General features: G+C 62.6%; 15 protein-coding genes. All 15 read left to right on the top strand.

All coding sequences use genetic code 11. The features are described from left to right. Positions 1–46 precede the first annotated feature (46 nt). The 15 genes from tsf to ACFSJC_RS05280 all read left to right on the top strand — a co-directional run bounded on the left by tsf (position 47) and on the right by ACFSJC_RS05280 (position 15503). Positions 47–934, top strand: a complete 888-nt coding sequence (tsf, locus tag ACFSJC_RS05350) for a translation elongation factor Ts (protein ID WP_386024276.1) — start codon at positions 47–49, stop codon at positions 932–934. Between the two features lie 93 nt (positions 935–1027). Beyond that, entirely contained in the window at positions 1028–1750 is a 723-nt protein-coding gene (gene pyrH, locus ACFSJC_RS05345; RefSeq protein ID WP_386024273.1) for a UMP kinase, read from the top strand. Between the two features lies 1 nt (position 1751). Continuing rightward, positions 1752–2309 (top strand): ribosome recycling factor, encoded by a 558-nt coding sequence (gene frr / locus ACFSJC_RS05340; protein ID WP_007042250.1) that lies wholly within the window; start codon positions 1752–1754, stop codon positions 2307–2309. A gap of 59 nt (positions 2310–2368) precedes the next feature. Beyond that, positions 2369–3127 (top strand): isoprenyl transferase, encoded by a 759-nt coding sequence (locus tag ACFSJC_RS05335; RefSeq protein ID WP_386024476.1) that lies wholly within the window; start codon positions 2369–2371, stop codon positions 3125–3127. After that, positions 3117–3956, top strand: a complete 840-nt coding sequence (locus ACFSJC_RS05330; protein ID WP_386024270.1) for a phosphatidate cytidylyltransferase — start codon at positions 3117–3119, stop codon at positions 3954–3956. Before ACFSJC_RS05335 ends, ACFSJC_RS05330 begins: the two co-directional genes overlap by 11 nt. 13 nt (positions 3957–3969) lie before the next feature. Next, positions 3970–5157 (top strand): 1-deoxy-D-xylulose-5-phosphate reductoisomerase, encoded by a 1188-nt coding sequence (gene ispC, locus ACFSJC_RS05325; RefSeq protein ID WP_386024267.1) that lies wholly within the window; start codon positions 3970–3972, stop codon positions 5155–5157. A gap of 5 nt (positions 5158–5162) precedes the next feature. Next, positions 5163–6530, top strand: coding sequence for an RIP metalloprotease RseP (rseP, locus tag ACFSJC_RS05320; RefSeq protein ID WP_386024264.1), 1368 nt, complete (start codon positions 5163–5165; stop codon positions 6528–6530). 76 nt (positions 6531–6606) lie between these two features. Next, positions 6607–8952, top strand: coding sequence for an outer membrane protein assembly factor BamA (bamA, locus tag ACFSJC_RS05315; RefSeq protein ID WP_386024262.1), 2346 nt, complete (start codon positions 6607–6609; stop codon positions 8950–8952). A gap of 54 nt (positions 8953–9006) precedes the next feature. Next, complete coding sequence (locus ACFSJC_RS05310; protein WP_386024259.1) at positions 9007–9513, top strand: OmpH/Skp family outer membrane protein; 507 nt, start codon at positions 9007–9009, stop codon at positions 9511–9513. Positions 9514–9585: 72 nt separating this feature from the next. After that, positions 9586–10632, top strand: a complete 1047-nt coding sequence (lpxD, locus tag ACFSJC_RS05305; RefSeq protein WP_386024256.1) for a UDP-3-O-(3-hydroxymyristoyl)glucosamine N-acyltransferase — start codon at positions 9586–9588, stop codon at positions 10630–10632. Beyond that, positions 10632–11144, top strand: coding sequence for a 3-hydroxyacyl-ACP dehydratase FabZ (gene fabZ / locus ACFSJC_RS05300; protein ID WP_386024253.1), 513 nt, complete (start codon positions 10632–10634; stop codon positions 11142–11144). Before lpxD ends, fabZ begins: the two co-directional genes overlap by 1 nt. Continuing rightward, the gene (gene lpxA, locus ACFSJC_RS05295; protein WP_386024251.1) at positions 11141–11911 is read left to right on the top strand and encodes an acyl-ACP--UDP-N-acetylglucosamine O-acyltransferase; all 771 of its coding nucleotides are present in this window, start codon (positions 11141–11143) and stop codon (positions 11909–11911) included. The genes fabZ and lpxA overlap by 4 nt, the downstream gene beginning before the upstream one ends. Positions 11912–11960: 49 nt before the next feature. Next, a complete protein-coding gene (lpxB, locus tag ACFSJC_RS05290; RefSeq protein ID WP_386024248.1) occupies positions 11961–13118 on the top strand; it encodes a lipid-A-disaccharide synthase in 1158 nt (385 codons plus the stop codon). Further along, on the top strand, positions 13115–13696 hold the full coding sequence (gene rnhB, locus ACFSJC_RS05285) for a ribonuclease HII (protein WP_386024245.1): 582 nt from the start codon (positions 13115–13117) through the stop codon (positions 13694–13696). The genes lpxB and rnhB overlap by 4 nt, the downstream gene beginning before the upstream one ends. 160 nt (positions 13697–13856) lie before the next feature. Continuing rightward, on the top strand, positions 13857–15503 hold the full coding sequence (locus ACFSJC_RS05280; protein WP_386024242.1) for a glycosyltransferase family 39 protein: 1647 nt from the start codon (positions 13857–13859) through the stop codon (positions 15501–15503). The last annotated feature ends 60 nt before the right edge of the window (positions 15504–15563 follow it).

Raw genomic sequence — 15563 nt, 5'->3', positions numbered from 1 at the left:
TTCTGATTTGACTTGCCCGGAACGGGTATTACTGAGGTGATCAACCATGGCGATTACAGCCGCACTGGTCAAGGAACTGCGCGAGCGCACGGGCGCCGGCATGATGGAGTGCAAGAACGCGCTCGTCGAGGCCAATGGGGATATCGAGTCCGCCATTGAGGCGATGCGCAAATCCGGCCAGGCCAAGGCCGCCAAGAAATCCGGTCGCACCGCAGCTGAGGGTGTCGTCATGATCCGGGTCTCGGATGACGGCAAGAAAGGCGTCATGGTCGAGATCAACTGTGAGACCGATTTCGTCGCCAAGGACTCGAACTTCCAGGCATTTGCCGACGCGGTCGCCGATACCGCTCTGGTCGGTTCCGCTCAGGATGCCGCCGAGCTGGCTGGGCAGCCCCTGGCTGGCGATGCCTCCACCACTGTGGACGGCGCGCGCGAGGCGCTGATCGCCAAAATTGGCGAAAACGTCCAGGTCCGTCGTTTGATGCGTTTTGAGGCATCCGAAGGCACCCTCCATAGCTATATCCATGGTGTCCGCATCGGCGTCATGGTGGAGCTCGCGGGCGGCGACGAGTCGCTCGGCCGAGATATCGCCATGCACGTCGCGGCCACCAACCCGCTGTGTGTCAACGCTGATCAGGTGCCTGCCGAGACGCTCGATAAGGAGCGTGAAATCTTCAAGGCGCAGGCCCTGGATAGTGGCAAGCCCGAGGCCATCGTTGAAAAGATGATCGTGGGCCGCATGCGCAAATACCTCGAAGAGGTGACTCTGCTCGGTCAGCCCTTCGTCAAGGATCCCGATCAGTCCGTCGAGAAGCTGCTCAAGCAGGCTGGAGCCAAGGTCGTCTGCTTCGCGCGCGTCGAGGTTGGCGAGGGTATCGAGAAGAAGGTCGAAAATTTCGCCGAAGAGGTGATGGCTCAGGTTCGCGGCAGCTGATCGATTGGGGTATGCTGCTCCTTTAACTGTGATCGGTTCCAAGTGATCGATCTGCGATCAATTTGAAGTCAACCGGCGACGAGGTAGACGCCCATGGGGGCCTCAGTGTATCGACGCATCCTGCTCAAGCTCAGCGGTGAGGCACTCATGGGCTCGGGGTCGTATGGAATCGATCCGGATGTTCTTCAGCGCTTCGCGCGGGAGATTGCCGACCTCGTCGCCGAGGGCGTCCAGGTCGCTCTGGTGATCGGGGGCGGTAATCTCTTCCGTGGCAGTGGCCTCGCCATCAAAGGCATGGACCGGGTGACCGCCGATCAGATGGGCATGCTGGCGACGGTTATGAATGCGCTCGCCATGCAGGACGCGCTGGAGCACCTGAACGTGCCCACCCGTGTCATGTCCGCTCTCAAGATCAATCAGGTCTGCGAGGATTTCATTCGCCGCCGCGCGATCCGTCATCTCGACAAGAACCGGGTCGTCGTCTTCGCTGCGGGTACCGGAAATCCCTTCTTCACCACCGACTCGGCCGCCAGTCTGCGGGCGATCGAGGTCGGTGCCGAACTCCTGATCAAGGCCACCAAGGTCGACGGCATCTATTCGGCTGACCCTGTGACCGACCCAACCGCGACCTTCTACCGTCGGATCAGTTACGATCAGGCGCTTCGCGAGGGGCTGAAGGTCATGGATACCACGGCCATCGTCCTCTGCCGAGACCATGGAATGCCACTTCGTGTAATGAATATCAACGAGCCTGGAGCCCTGCTGCGATTGATCCGCGGCGAGGATGTCGGGTCGTTGGTGGTAAGCGGGAACTAAGATGATCGACGATATCAAGAAAGATGCTGCGGACCGGATGGCCAAGAGCGTCGAGGCACTCTCGCACGAACTCGCCAAGATTCGGACCGGGCGCGCCCACCCCTCGTTGCTCGACCACATCATGGTCTCCTATTACGGTTCCGACGTGCCGATTCGCCAGGTTGCCAACATCAACGCCGAGGATGCCCGTACCCTGTCGGTGGTGCCCTGGGAAAAAAACATGGTGCAGGCCATCGAGAAGGCGATCATGCAGTCGGATCTCGGTCTGAATCCGAATACGGCCGGTGCTGTGATTCGCGTTCCCATGCCTGCTCTGACCGAAGAGCGTCGTCGCGACCTGATCAAGGTTGCACGTAACGAGGCGGAGCAGGCGCGCGTCGCCGTGCGCAACATTCGCCGCGATGCCAACCATGAGCTCAAGGAGCTGGTGAAGGAGAAGATGATCTCCGAGGACGACGAGCGACGTGGTCAGGAGATCGTGCAAAAGCTCACCGATCAGTACATCAAGGATGTCGACTCGGTTCTGGCTGAGAAAGAACAGGACTTGATGTCCATCTGAGGTCGCGAGGGTCGACGGCGATCAACACTATTGTGGAAACAGCAGCATCAGCCGCGCTCATTGCAGAGCCCGATGAACGAATTCCCAAGCATGTCGCCATCATCATGGACGGCAATGGCCGTTGGGCGAAACAGCGCAATCTTCCGCGGACGGCCGGGCATCGCGAGGGCGTCAAGAGTGTCCGCGCCGTGGTCGAGGAGAGCGTCCGGCGTGGCGTCGGCACCCTGACCCTTTTCGCCTTCAGCAGCGAGAACTGGAAGCGACCCCGTACCGAAGTCAACGTGCTGATGGAGCTGTTCATCAGCGCCTTGCGTGGCGAAATCCGGCGCCTGCACGAGAACAACGTCCGTTTTCGTGTCATCGGTGAACGAAGCGCCTTTCCCGAGAAGTTGCAACACCGGGTCGCCCAGGCCGAGGAGCTGACCGCGAGCAATACCGCCCTGAATCTTCAGATCGCCGCCAACTATGGTGGGCGTTGGGATATCACCGAGGCGGCGCGGCGCTTGGTGGCCGATGTCCAAGCCGGCCTTCTGGATCCGGGCGACATCGACGAGCAGGCATTGACCCGCCGTCTGTCCTTTCCTGATCTCCCTGAGCCGGATCTCTTCATCCGAACGGGAGGGGAGATACGCTTGAGTAATTTCGTTCTGTGGCAATCCGCCTATTCCGAACTCTTTTTCTCCGACGCGCTCTGGCCGGATTTCGACGAGAAGGCCTACGCTCTGGCCTTGGACGATTACGCACGTCGCCAGCGCCGCTTCGGCATGACCGGCGAGCAGGTTAAAAAACGTCCGCTATTGGCCGCCTATGGACGCTGACGTCTTGCGCATATCGAGCAGTCTGCGCCAACGAACCCTGACCGCATTCGTCTTGGGGCCGCTGGTCATCGCGGCGGTGCTGTGGCTCCCCACGCCTGTTTTTGCCTTGTTTTTCGGGGCGATCGTGCTCGGCGCGGGCTGGGAATGGTGCGGCTTGGCAGGGATCGACGGGGTTGCGCGTCGTCTCGTCTATCTGGGCCTGATCGGCGTCTGTCTGGGGCTTTTGTGGCCGCATGCCGATTGGCGGCTGTGGTTGGTCGGTATCAGCATTCCATGGTGGATCTTTCAATCCGCGCGCATGTTGCGCATGCGCGAGATTGAACCATCGTCGGGCTTTCAGCCGCTGCTGCTTCCTGTCGGTCTGCTGGTGCTGGTCGCGCCCTGGGCCGCGCTGGTCGATTTGCATCGCATTCCCCATGTCGGGCCGGCGTTAGTGCTCTTTCTTATGGTCGTCATCTGGACCGCCGACTCCCTGGCCTATTTCGTCGGGCGTCGTTGGGGACGCGCCAAGCTGGCCCCGGCCGTAAGTCCGGGAAAGACGCTGGCGGGCGTCTACGGTGGCGTCGTCGGCGCCGCGCTCTGCGGTCTGCTTTTCGCTTGGCACCAATCGCTCGGTTTCGGCGCGACCCTGCTGGTGTTGCTCGTCTGCGGCGGTTCGGCGTTGATCTCGGTCGTCGGTGATCTGTACGAGAGTTTTTTGAAGCGTCGTCGAGGCGTCAAGGATTCGAGTCAGCTCCTGCCTGGGCATGGGGGGTTGCTGGATCGCATCGATAGTCTCACGGCGGCCGCTCCCTTATTCGCCCTGGGGATGACCTGGGCTCTCATGTGATCGGAGTAGGATTGTGATAGGCGTAACCGTACTGGGTGCGACCGGCTCTATCGGGGTCAGTACGCTCGATGTGATTGCTCGACATCCCGAGCGTTTCCGCGCTGTGGCGCTGACCGCCAATCAGGATGCGGAGCGCTTGGCCGAGCAGTGCCGTCAGCACCGTCCGAGCTATGCCGTCATGGTGAATCCGGATGCCGCGCGGCGCTTGGCCGATCTGCTCGCGGACATGCCGCAGCCTCCAGAGATCCTCACGGGCGTGGAGGGGCTTGAGTTGGTCGTTGCGTTGCCCGAGGCCCAGTATGTCATGGCCGCCATCGTCGGCGCGGCCGGTCTGCGTCCGACCCTGGCGGCCGCCAATGCCGGCAAGCGCGTGCTCTTGGCGAACAAGGAATCGCTGGTCGTGGCGGGTGCCATGCTGATGCGGGCGGTCGCCGAGAGCGGCGCCGAGCTGTTGCCGATCGACAGTGAGCACAATGCCATCTTCCAATGCTTGCCGCCCAACTTCAGCCAGGGTCTGGCCGAGGTGGGGGTGCGGAAGATTCTGCTCACGGCCTCGGGTGGTCCGCTGCGCGACTGGCCGATCGAGCGTCTATCCTCGGTGACGCCCGAGCAGGCCTGCGCCCATCCGACCTGGTCCATGGGGCGCAAGATTTCGGTCGACTCGGCGACCATGATGAACAAGGGCTTGGAGGTCATTGAGGCCTGCTGGTTGTTTGGGACCGATACCGACCATATACAGGTGGTCGTGCATCCTCAGAGCGTCATCCACTCCCTGGTTCAATATGACGATGGCTCGGTTCTCGCCCAACTCGGCAATCCCGATATGCGTACTCCGATCGCCCATGCCATGGCCTGGCCTGAGCGGTTCGACTCGGGTGTGGCGCCGCTGGATCTCTTCGCTGTGGCCAGGCTGGATTTTCAAGAGCCCGACATGATGCGTTTCCCCTGTCTCGCGCTGGCCTTTCAGGCGGCTCGGCAAGGTGGTACCGCGCCTGCCATTCTCAATGCCGCCAACGAGATCGCCGTTGCGGCCTTCCTGGATCGGCGCATCGATTTGCCCGGCATCGCTGCTGTGGTTGCGGGGGCGCTCGACGCGCTGCCCGAAGAGAGCGTGGAGGGGCAGGGGGTCGAATTCCTGCTCGACGTGGATCGGCGTGCTCGCGAGAGCGCCGAGCAACTGGTCGCCACACGTAGCGCCTGATCGCAATGGATACAGTCTTCACCATCGGCTCCTTTCTCGTTGCGCTCGGGATCCTGATCGCGATCCACGAGTTCGGCCATTTCTGGGTCGCGCGTCGCGTGGGCGTCAAGGTGCTGAAGTTCTCGATCGGCTTCGGTCGACCGCTGCTGCGTTGGCAGCGTGATCCGAACGCGACGGAATACGTGCTCGCGGTCATCCCGCTCGGCGGCTACGTGAAGATGCTCGACGAGCGCGAGGAGCCGGTTGCCGAGTCGGAGCTGAGTCAGGCGTTCAATCGGCAGGCGCTATGGAAGCGCTCGGCGATCGTGGCCGCCGGCCCGCTGTTCAATCTGCTGTTCGCCATCCTCGCCTACTGGGCCATCTTCATGCTCGGCGATTCGGGTTTGAAGCCCGTGATTGCTGCCGTGGAGCCCGCGTCGATCGCCGCCGAGGCCGGTTTCCAGCCGGGCGACGAACTGCTGCGTATCGGCGATCGCCCCGCCGGCAGCTGGGAGACATCGGTCTTCGCCTTCACGATGGAGGCGATGGACGGCCGGGATCTGGATGTTCGGGTGCGCGACGCCTCGGGTGTCGAGCGCGATCGCTGGATCTCGGGCGATGCCATCTCGGGTCTCACCGAGGAGCCGGATCTGCTCGGGCGACTCGGATTCACGCCGCAGCGGCCCGAGCTGCCGCCCGTTATCGGTGAGTTGGTACCGGGTGAACCGGCCGATGTCGCCGGTCTGCGCTTAGGGGATCGGGTGCTGGCCGTCAACGGCGAGCGCGTGACCTCCTGGAGGGCGCTGGTCGAAGCGGTGCGTGGGCATCCGAACCAGACCCTGACGTTGGATGTCGAGCGGCCCGATGGCGCGTCCGCTCGGGTTCAGTTGGCTCCGCGCGCGGTCGAGGGCGAGAATGGCGCCCAGGTCTGGCGTATCGGTGCAGGCGTACAGGTTCCAGACGATTTCATGGATGGCTATCTGGTCGATGTCCGTTATGGTCCGATCGATGCGATGGGGCAGGCGGTCAACAAGACCTTGGACACCAGCCTGCTGATGCTCAAGGTCATGGGGCGGATGCTAATCGGCGAGGCCTCGATCAAGAATCTGAGCGGCCCCATCACCATTGCCGAAACGGCTGGACGTACAGCGAGTTACGGGCTCGATGCATTCGTCAAGTTCCTGGCGGTCGTCAGCATCAGTCTAGGGGTGCTCAATCTGCTGCCCATCCCGGTGCTGGATGGCGGTCACCTGCTCTATTACCTGATCGAGTGGGCCAAGGGCAGTCCGGTGTCCGAACCGGTTCAGCTCCAGGCCCAGAAGGTCGGTCTCTTCCTGTTGGCGGCGCTCATGACGCTCGCGTTCTACGTTGATCTGTCACGGCTATTGGGCTGACTAGACTGTTCCCTTATACTAGCGCGCCTTGGATGCCGACTCCTGGCTGACTTGGGCTTGATTAGGGGAACCCGTCTTGCGCGCGATCTCTCAGATTTTACGCGGTGGCGTCCGGCAAACGTATCTGCTGCTCGCCGTTCTTTTCGTCCCCGTCCTTCTCGCTCCGAGTGCGTCGGCCGAGGCTGCGGTATTTCAGGTCTCGGACATCCGTGTCGAGGGGCTTCAGCGTATCGCTCCGGGGACCGTCTTCAACTATCTGCCCGTTCAGGTCGGCGATACGGTCGGTGACGACGTCACCGGCGGCATCATTCGCTCGCTCTACCAGACGGGATTCTTCGACGACGTGCGTGTCGAGCGCGACGGCAACGTCCTGGTCATCTGGGTGCGCGAGCGCCCGGCCATCGCCGAGATCAAGATCAGCGGCAACAAGGACATCGAGACCGATGCGCTCAACAAGGCGCTCGCCGATATCGGGCTGAAGGAGGGGCGGGTGTTCAACCGCTCGGTGCTCGATCGCATCGAGCAGGAGCTGGAGCGTCAGTATTTCGCCCGAGGCAAATACGGCGTGCTCATTCAGTCGACCGTCTCGCCCTTGGAGCGCAACCGGGTCGCCATCAATATCGAGGTGATCGAGGGACTGACCGCTCGCATCAAGCAGATCAACATCATCGGCGCCAAGGCGTTCAGCGAGGACGAGCTGCGCAAACGGTTCCAGCTCGGTTCGACCCGCTGGAATTCCTTCTATACGAAGAACGACCAGTATTCCAAGCAGAAGCTCGCTGGCGATTTGGAGACCCTGCGTTCCTTCTATCTGGATCGCGGTTATATCAAGTTCGACATCAAGTCGACCCAGGTCTCGATCAGCGCGGACAAGAAGGAGATCTATGTCACCGTCGTCATCGACGAAGGCGAGCCCTTCCGCGTCAGCGATATCAAGCTTGCCGGCGAGCCGAGCGTTCCCGCCGAGAAGCTCTTTCCGCTGATTCGGCTCAAGCGCGGCGAGTTCTTCTCGCGCAAAGCGACGACCGAGAGTGCCGAACGTATTTCCAGTCTGCTCGGCGACGAGGGCTATGCCTTCGCCAACGTCAACACCGTGCCCGAGATCGACGAGAAGGCCCATGAGGTTGCCGTCACCTTCTTCGTCGATGCCGGTAAGCGCGTCTATGTGCGCCGGGTCAACATGAAGGGAAATACTCGGACCCGCGACGAGGTGCTGCGTCGCGAGATGCGTCAGTTGGAAACCGCCTGGTTCTCGGCCGATCTGGTGCGTAAATCGCGCGAGAGGCTCCAGCGCTTGGGCTATTTCGATGATGTCTCGATCGAGACGCCTGCTGTTCCGGGCTCGGCGGATCAGGTCGATGTGGACGTGACGGTCAAAGAGAAACCGGCGGGCAATCTGGCAGCGGGTGTCGGTTTCTCCCAGTCGCAGGGCATTCTCTTGAATGCCAGTATCACTCAGAACAACTTTCTGGGAACGGGCAAGCGCGTCTCTCTGGCGTTCAATACCAGTACCTCGACCCGTCTGTATCAGCTGGGCTACACCAACCCCTACTACACGGTCGATGGCATCAGTCGCGGCTTCAACCTTTCCTACAGGGAAACCGATTACGACGAGTTGATCGGCGCCGACTATTCGACCGATGTCGGGGTGGCCGGGATGAACTTCGGTCTCCCGATCACGGATACCAGCCGTGCGGGTCTGGGCATCCGCTATGAATATACCGATTTCACGGCGGGGCGATCCGAGATCGCGCAGCAGTTCGTGGCGGAAAACGGCAATACCTTCAACAGCTACATTCTTTCCGCGACCTATTCGGACGACACGCGGGATACCGCGATCTTCCCGACCTCGGGCTTCACGCGCAGTCTCTTTGGCGAACTGGCCGTTCCCGGCAGCGATCTGCAGTATTACAAGATCAACTATCAGGAGCAGCACTACGTTTCGCTCACCTCGCGCTTCGTCTTGTCGATGACGGGCGACGTCGCCTATGGCGATGGCTATGGCGATATCGACTATCTGCCCTTCTTCGAGAACTATTACGCAGGCGGTCCGCGCTCCGTGCGTGGCTGGGTCGCGAATTCGCTCGGTCCGCGCGAGGTCAGCAGCGATGATCCCGTTGGCGGTAACCTCAAGCTGGTCGGCAGCGTGGAGCTGTTCGCGCCGGCTCCCATCGGCGGCCAATTCGAGAAATCACTGCGTCTGGGCGCCTTCTTCGACTTCGGTAACGTCTGGTCGACCGAGGATTCCGATCTACTGGATTCGACTGGATTCGATCTTGGCGATCTGCGTTATTCGACCGGTCTGTCGGTGACCTGGCTGTCTCCGGTCGGTGCGCTTTCGGTGAGTCTCGCCTTCCCGCTCAACGAGGAGGACGGCGACGACACGCAGGTCTTCCAGTTCGGGTTCGGGCAGACCTTCTGATTGCCGGTTTGGGTTCACCTCGTTGGAACATTTGGTGCCTTCGTGAAGATCTTATTGCACGCTCTTCCTCTGCTGTTCGTGGCCTTGGTTTCCGGTCAGGCCGCCGCTGGCGACTATCGCATCGCGGTGGTGGATCCCAATCGGGTTGTGGAGCAATCGCCTCAGTACGAGGCCGCGCGCGATGCGCTGCAGGGTGAGGTCGAGGAGCGCGAGCGCACATTGCGCGAACAGCAGGAACAGATCGCGTCGCTTCAGAACAAGCTCGAGCGCGACGGCGCGCTCATGAGCGAAAGCGAGGTCCAGCGACTGCAAAACGATATCCGTAGTCGGACCCGAAGGCTCAAATATGCGCGCGACGAGTTCCAGGAGGACTTCGCCCTGCGCCAGAACGAGCTGCGGACCAAGTTGGGGCGACAGGTCCAAGAGGTCGTCGTCGAACTCGCCAAGGAGCAGAAGATCGATCTCATCCTGAGCGATGGCATCGTCTATTCCAATGCGCGTATCGACATCTCGGATCTGGTCATCGAACGTCTCAAGGCCGAGTTTGCAAAGAAAAAGTGACGCGTTCGGCTGCGTGTGCTGTCCCCCTCGCCATTCCCTCCTGGCGAGATGCATAACGATCGGAGAGAAGTCTTGGAGATCAATCTCAATGAGCTCGCCGCGCGCGTGGGCGCGCGCCTGCGTGGCGATGGCGATGTCGTCGTATCCAGTGTGGCCCAGCTGACTCAGGCCGGGGCGGGAACCCTGTCTTTCCTCGGCGATTCAAAATACCGTTCTCATCTGGCCGAGACCAAGGCCTCGGCGGTGATCCTGACCGAGGCCGACGCGGATCAGTGCCCGGTTCCGATCTTGATCAGCGGGAATCCCTATCTGACCTTTGCGGAGGCCGCACGCATTCTGCATCCGCAACCCCCGGTGGTGGGCGGTGTGCATCCCAGCGCGGTGGTGGATCCGAGCGCCGACATCGATCCGACAGCCTGGATCGGGCCGCTCACCGTGATCGAAGCCGGTGTGCGCGTCGGTGCTCGGGTATTCGTCGGGCCGAGCTGTATTCTCGGGGCCGGTGTCGAGATCGGCGATGACTCGCGTTTGGTGGCCCGGGTCACGCTCTGCGCCGGGACGCTGGTGGGACAGCGTGCCATGCTGCAGCCTGGCTCGGTCATTGGCCGCGACGGATTCGGTTTCGCGCGCGACGGCGAGCGCTGGGTGCGGATTCCACAGATCGGGCGCGCCGTGCTGGGCGATGACGTCGAGATCGGCGCCAATAGTTGCGTCGATCGTGGGGCCATTGCGGACACGTTGGTCGGGAACGGAGTGAAACTCGACAATCATATTCAGATCGGACACAACGTCGAAATCGGCGACAATACCGCGATGGCGGCGAATACCGGGATCTCCGGTTCGACGCGTATCGGCCGCAACTGCACCATTGCGGGTGCCGTCGGCATGGCCGGGCATCTCGAAATCGGAGATGACGTCCATTTCACCGGCATGGCGATGGTGACGCGGTCCTTCACGGAGCCCGGCAGCTACAGCAGCGGCATCCCTGCGATGCCGAGCGGGGCCTGGCGACGTAACGTGGCGCGCTTCAGACAACTCGATGATCTCGCGCGCCGATTGAAGCAACTTGAGGTATCTCTCGAAACCATGAAAGACACACAAGGGCAGGAGGAATCCTGATGGATGGGGCTCATCCGACATCAGCGGATTCCGATCAGCAGCACGGCCGACCGGATAGCGTGATCAGCACCATGGACATCCATAAGGTACTGAGTCTCTTGCCGCATCGCTATCCGTTTCTGCTCGTCGATAAGGTCGTCGACTTCAAGGCCGATGATTACCTCATCGCGCTGAAGAACGTCACCTTCAATGAGCCGTTTTTCACCGGGCATTTTCCGGTGCGTCCGGTCATGCCAGGGGTCCTGATCGTCGAGGCGATGGCCCAGGCGACCGGATTGCTCGCCATGGCGTCGCGCCCGGAAGAGGTTGGTGAAAAGTCGCTCTACTATTTTGTCGGGATCGACAAGGCACGGTTCAAACGTCCCGTCGAACCGGGCGATCAGTTGATTATGGAGGTCAAGTTGGGTCCCGTGAGACGCGGGATCTGGAAGTTCGACGGCGAAGCGCGTGTCGACGATCGTGTCGTCGCCACGGCCGAGATCATGTGCACCGCGCGGGACTTCGCCTCTTGATCCATCCCTCCGCCCTGGTCGATCCAGGGGCCGAACTGGATTCCAGCGTGGAGGTCGGTCCCTTCGCCGTCATTGGACCTGGGGTCCAGGTCGGCGCGGGGACCCGCATCGGACCCCACGTCGTAGTGCGTGGGCCGACGCGGATCGGTCGCGACAATCACATCTTTCAGTTCGCCTCGGTCGGCGAGGATCCTCAGGATAAAAAATACGGTGGCGAGCCGACCCTGTTGGAGATGGGCGATCGCAATCAGGTCCGCGAATTCGTCACCTTGCATCGAGGAACCGAACAGGACCAGGGTGTCACGCGTATCGGCGACGATAATCTCTTCATGGCCTACTCCCATGTCGCCCATGATTGCCGTATCGGCGATCAGGTCATCATGGCCAACGCCGCCTCGCTGGGCGGGCATGTCGAGGTCCAGGATTGGGCGATCCTCGGCGGCTTCACCATCGTGCATCAGTTCTGCCGGATCGGCGCCCACAGCTTTTGCGCCATGGGGTCGGTCCTGACCCGTAATGTACCGCCTTACGTGACGGTTGGCGGCCATCCCGCCGAGCCGCACGGCATCAATAGCGAGGGATTGCGGCGGCGCGGCTATACGCCGGATGCCGTCCAGGCCATCAAGCGCGCCTATCGGGCGCTCTACATGTCCAATCTCAAGCTCGACGAGGCGATCGAGCGAATTCGCACCATGGTCGAGAGCCAACCCGAACTGGCGATCCTCGCCGATTTCCTGGCCGCGACCAATCGTGGTGTCGTGCGTTGATCGCACGGTTCTGACTCTCCGTTCCGCGTCACACCACAGGAGCCATCCGGTGCGTCCGCTCACAATTGGTATCGTCGCCAACGAGGCGTCGGGCGATCTACTCGGCGCGGCCATCGTGCGCGAGATCCGGCGGCAAGGGGCCGAGGTTCGCTTCGTCGGGGTCGCGGGTCCGGCCATGTTGGCCGAGGGATGCGAGACACTCTTCGATATGGACCGTCTCTCGGTCATGGGGCTGATGGAGGTGCTCGGTCATCTGCGCGAGCTGCTGGGTCTCAGGCGGACCCTGGTGCGCCATTTCATCGAGAATCCGCCGGATCTCTTCATCGGTGTGGATGCGCCCGACTTCAATCTGGGGCTTGAGCGACGTCTGCGCGAGGCTGGAATCAAGACGGTTCATCTCGTCAGTCCGACCGTCTGGGCCTGGCGGCCGGGGCGCGTGAAGACCATTCGGCGCTCGGTCGATCTGATGTTGAGCGTCTTTCCCTTCGAGGAGACCTTCCTGCGCCAGCACGGCGTGCCGGCGACCTACGTGGGCCATCCATTGGCCGACGAGATCCCGCTGGATGTCGATCGGGCTGCCGCGCGCGTCGCGCTCGGCTTGCCGGCCGAGGGGCCGGTCGTCGCCATCTTGCCTGGAAGCCGTGTCGGTGAGATGCAGCGCTTGGCCGAGCCCTTTATCGAGACGGCCACGCGTTGTCTGGCGGTGCGACCGGAGTTGCGCTTCGTTGTGCCCTGCGTGAGCCCGCGTCTGCGGACCCTGTTTGCAGCGCAGCTGGAGCGCATCGCGCCCGATCTACCTGTGGTTCTGGTCGAGGGACGCAGTCGCGAGGCTATGGCGGCGGCCGACTGTCTGCTCACGGCATCCGGGACCGCCACGCTGGAGGGCCTGCTGTTCGAGCGCCCCATGGTGGTCGCCTACCGCGTTCATCCCATCTCCTACCATGTCGTGAAGCAACTGGGTCTGGTAAAGGTGCCCTATATCGCCATGGCCAATCTGCTCGCCGGGCGCGAGTTGGCGCCCGAGTTCATCCAGTCGCGCTGTCGTCCGGATCTGCTGGCCCCGGCCGTGCTGTCCTTCCTCGACGATCCGGGGCGGGTCGAGGCGATTCGGGCGGAGTATCGCCGGATCCATCGCGATCTGCGGCGCAACGCCGCCTCGGAGGCCGCCAAGGCGCTTCTGGGACTGGTCGAGAGTCGCTCCGCATGACGCACGAGCCACGACTCATCGCCGGTGTCGACGAGGCCGGGCGTGGTCCGCTCGCCGGTCCGGTTGCGGCGGCCGCCGTGATCCTGGACCCGGCGCGGCCCATATCCGGCATCGACGATTCAAAGCGGCTCACGGCCGCGCGGCGCGAGCGGTTGGAGAGCGCGATCCGCGAGGGTGCGCTCGCCTATGCCGTTGCCTGGGCGAGCGTCGAGGAGATCGATCGGCTCAATATCCTCAATGCCACCTTTCTGGCCATGCGGCGTGCGGTCGAGTCGCTGTCCGTGCGGCCCGTTCGGGTGCTGGTCGATGGAAATCGCTGCCCGAACTGGGAGATCGAGTCGCAGGCCATCGTTGGCGGCGACGGAACGGTGGCGGCCATCGGGGCCGCCTCTATCCTGGCTAAGGTCGCGCGCGATCGGCTGCTGGTGCAGATGGATCAGGACTTTCCCGGTTACGGGTTCGCCGTTCACAAGGGGTATCCGACCCGGATGCATCTGGAGGCGCTGCGCCGGTTGGGTCCCTGTCCGCATCATCGCCGGAGTTTCGCTCCGGTGCGCGCCTTGCTCGTCGAGGACTGATTCCGTCCGCCGCTGAATCAGGAGCTGTCCGCGCATTCCAAATCCGGCGGTTGGAACCGAATCAAGTTATGATAAGCATGCTGCGTTTGGGGGTATTGCCTTGTCGGCCCTCGCGTCTTGGTTTCCGGTATCCGATGAGGCCCGTTCAGGACAACCGCCCGTGGAGCGTCCGTCTGCCTCGACCTCCGTCGCCGGTCGCGCGACGGCTTCAACCCCCGGTGTCGTCTTCTATGTGGTCGTGGCGCTCGTCGTCCTCGCGACCACTGCGGTGCGGCTGTTCGGCCTGGATCATCTGTTGGTCTGGCACGACGAGGTCTTCACCCTGATTCGGGTCTTCGGCTATACGCCGAGCGAAATCCAAGCGCATCTTTTCAGCGACACCCTACTGACGCCGGCGGATCTGCTGCGCTATCAGATGCCGGATCCGGGGCATGGCTGGGCGGACGCCATGGCGGCCTTCGCCAGTCACCCCGAGCACGCACCGCTCTACTACATCCTGACCCGCCTGGCGACCGACCTTCCGGTCGAGCCTATCGTGGCGGCGCGCGGTGTGTCCGCGCTGTTCGGCGTCTTGCTGGTCCCCGCGACCTACTGGCTGATGCGCGAGCTCTTCGGGCGCGGACCTGCCCCCTGGATCGCGGCGCTTCTGGTCGCCTGTTCGCCGCTGGATCTGCTCTATGCCCAAGAGGCGCGTCAGTACGCGCTCTGGATGTGCATGATCCTGGTGTCGAGCGCCGCTCTGGCGCGCGCCCTGCGTGACGACCGCAAGGGCGACTGGTGGCTCTATGGGATCGCGGTCGCCCTGGGTTGCTATTCGCACCTGCTCTTCGCGCTCATGATCCCGGTGCATGGTCTCTTCGTCCTGGTCAGCTATGCAGAGCATCGGCGCGCGTTCGCCGATCTCAAGCGTCTGGCGGTGCGCTGGTCGATCGCCATCCTCGGCGCGGTGTTGGCCTTTTCGCCCTGGTTGCTGGTCTTCTTGACCGGTCGGGATCAGGTCGATCAGTTCACGGCCTGGATGCTGCGGCCCATTGGGCTTTCCGACATCTTCTTGGCTTGGGTCGGACACCTCTCGTCCGCCTTCGTGGATTTCTCCCCCGAGGCCGAGCCCTGGTGGGGGTTGATCCTGATCCCGCTGGTCTGGGCGCTCTGGCGTTTTCTGCTTCGGGCACCACGGGCCGGGATGTGGTTTCTGGTCGCGACGTTCGGGGTCTATGTGGCCATCGTGCTCGGCCCCGATCTGCTTCTGGGCGGCAGCCGCTCGTTACATGTGCGTTATGCCCTGCCGGCGATCCTGGCGATTCAGCTCATGGTGGCTTGGGTGCTCGGCGGTTTGGTTGCCGCGCCCGTTGGAACGCGCGCTCGTACCTCCGGCATCCTGCTGCTGGTCTCGCTTGTGATGCTTGGAGGGCTGTCCGAGCTCCAGATCATGCGCGCATCCACCTGGTCGAGTAAGAATTTCAGCGCCCGCAACCTGGAGGTCGCTCAGGTCGCGAACGCGGATGCGCGTACACTCGTTCTGGCCAGCGACAACAGCAGCGGCGTCGCCTCCGGCGAACTCATCTCGCTGGCCTATCATCTTGCTCTCCAGGTTCGTATCTGGGGCGAGTCGCGCGGCGGAATGCCGGTCATTCCGTCCGGTTTCGGGCGGATGATCGCCTTGACGCCGACCGAGGCGCTTCTGCACCAGCTCGAACGACAGGGAAGGGTGGTGCCGCTGGCCGGTACCTGGCAATGGCTCATCGTCGAGCCCGTGGCGGAGGCCGCGAACGAGGGGTTACAGTCCGATCGTCCAAAGGGCGATTAGGTTTCAGTCAGGGCCGTGGTTTCGGCCGCAGCGATCGAACCAGCCATTACGCAGATTCCA

The organism is Thiorhodococcus fuscus, from assembly GCF_042682685.1.
In the GTDB taxonomy this organism is placed as follows: domain Bacteria; phylum Pseudomonadota; class Gammaproteobacteria; order Chromatiales; family Chromatiaceae; genus Imhoffiella; species Imhoffiella fuscus.
This window is presented reverse-complemented; position numbering and strand designations above follow the sequence as displayed.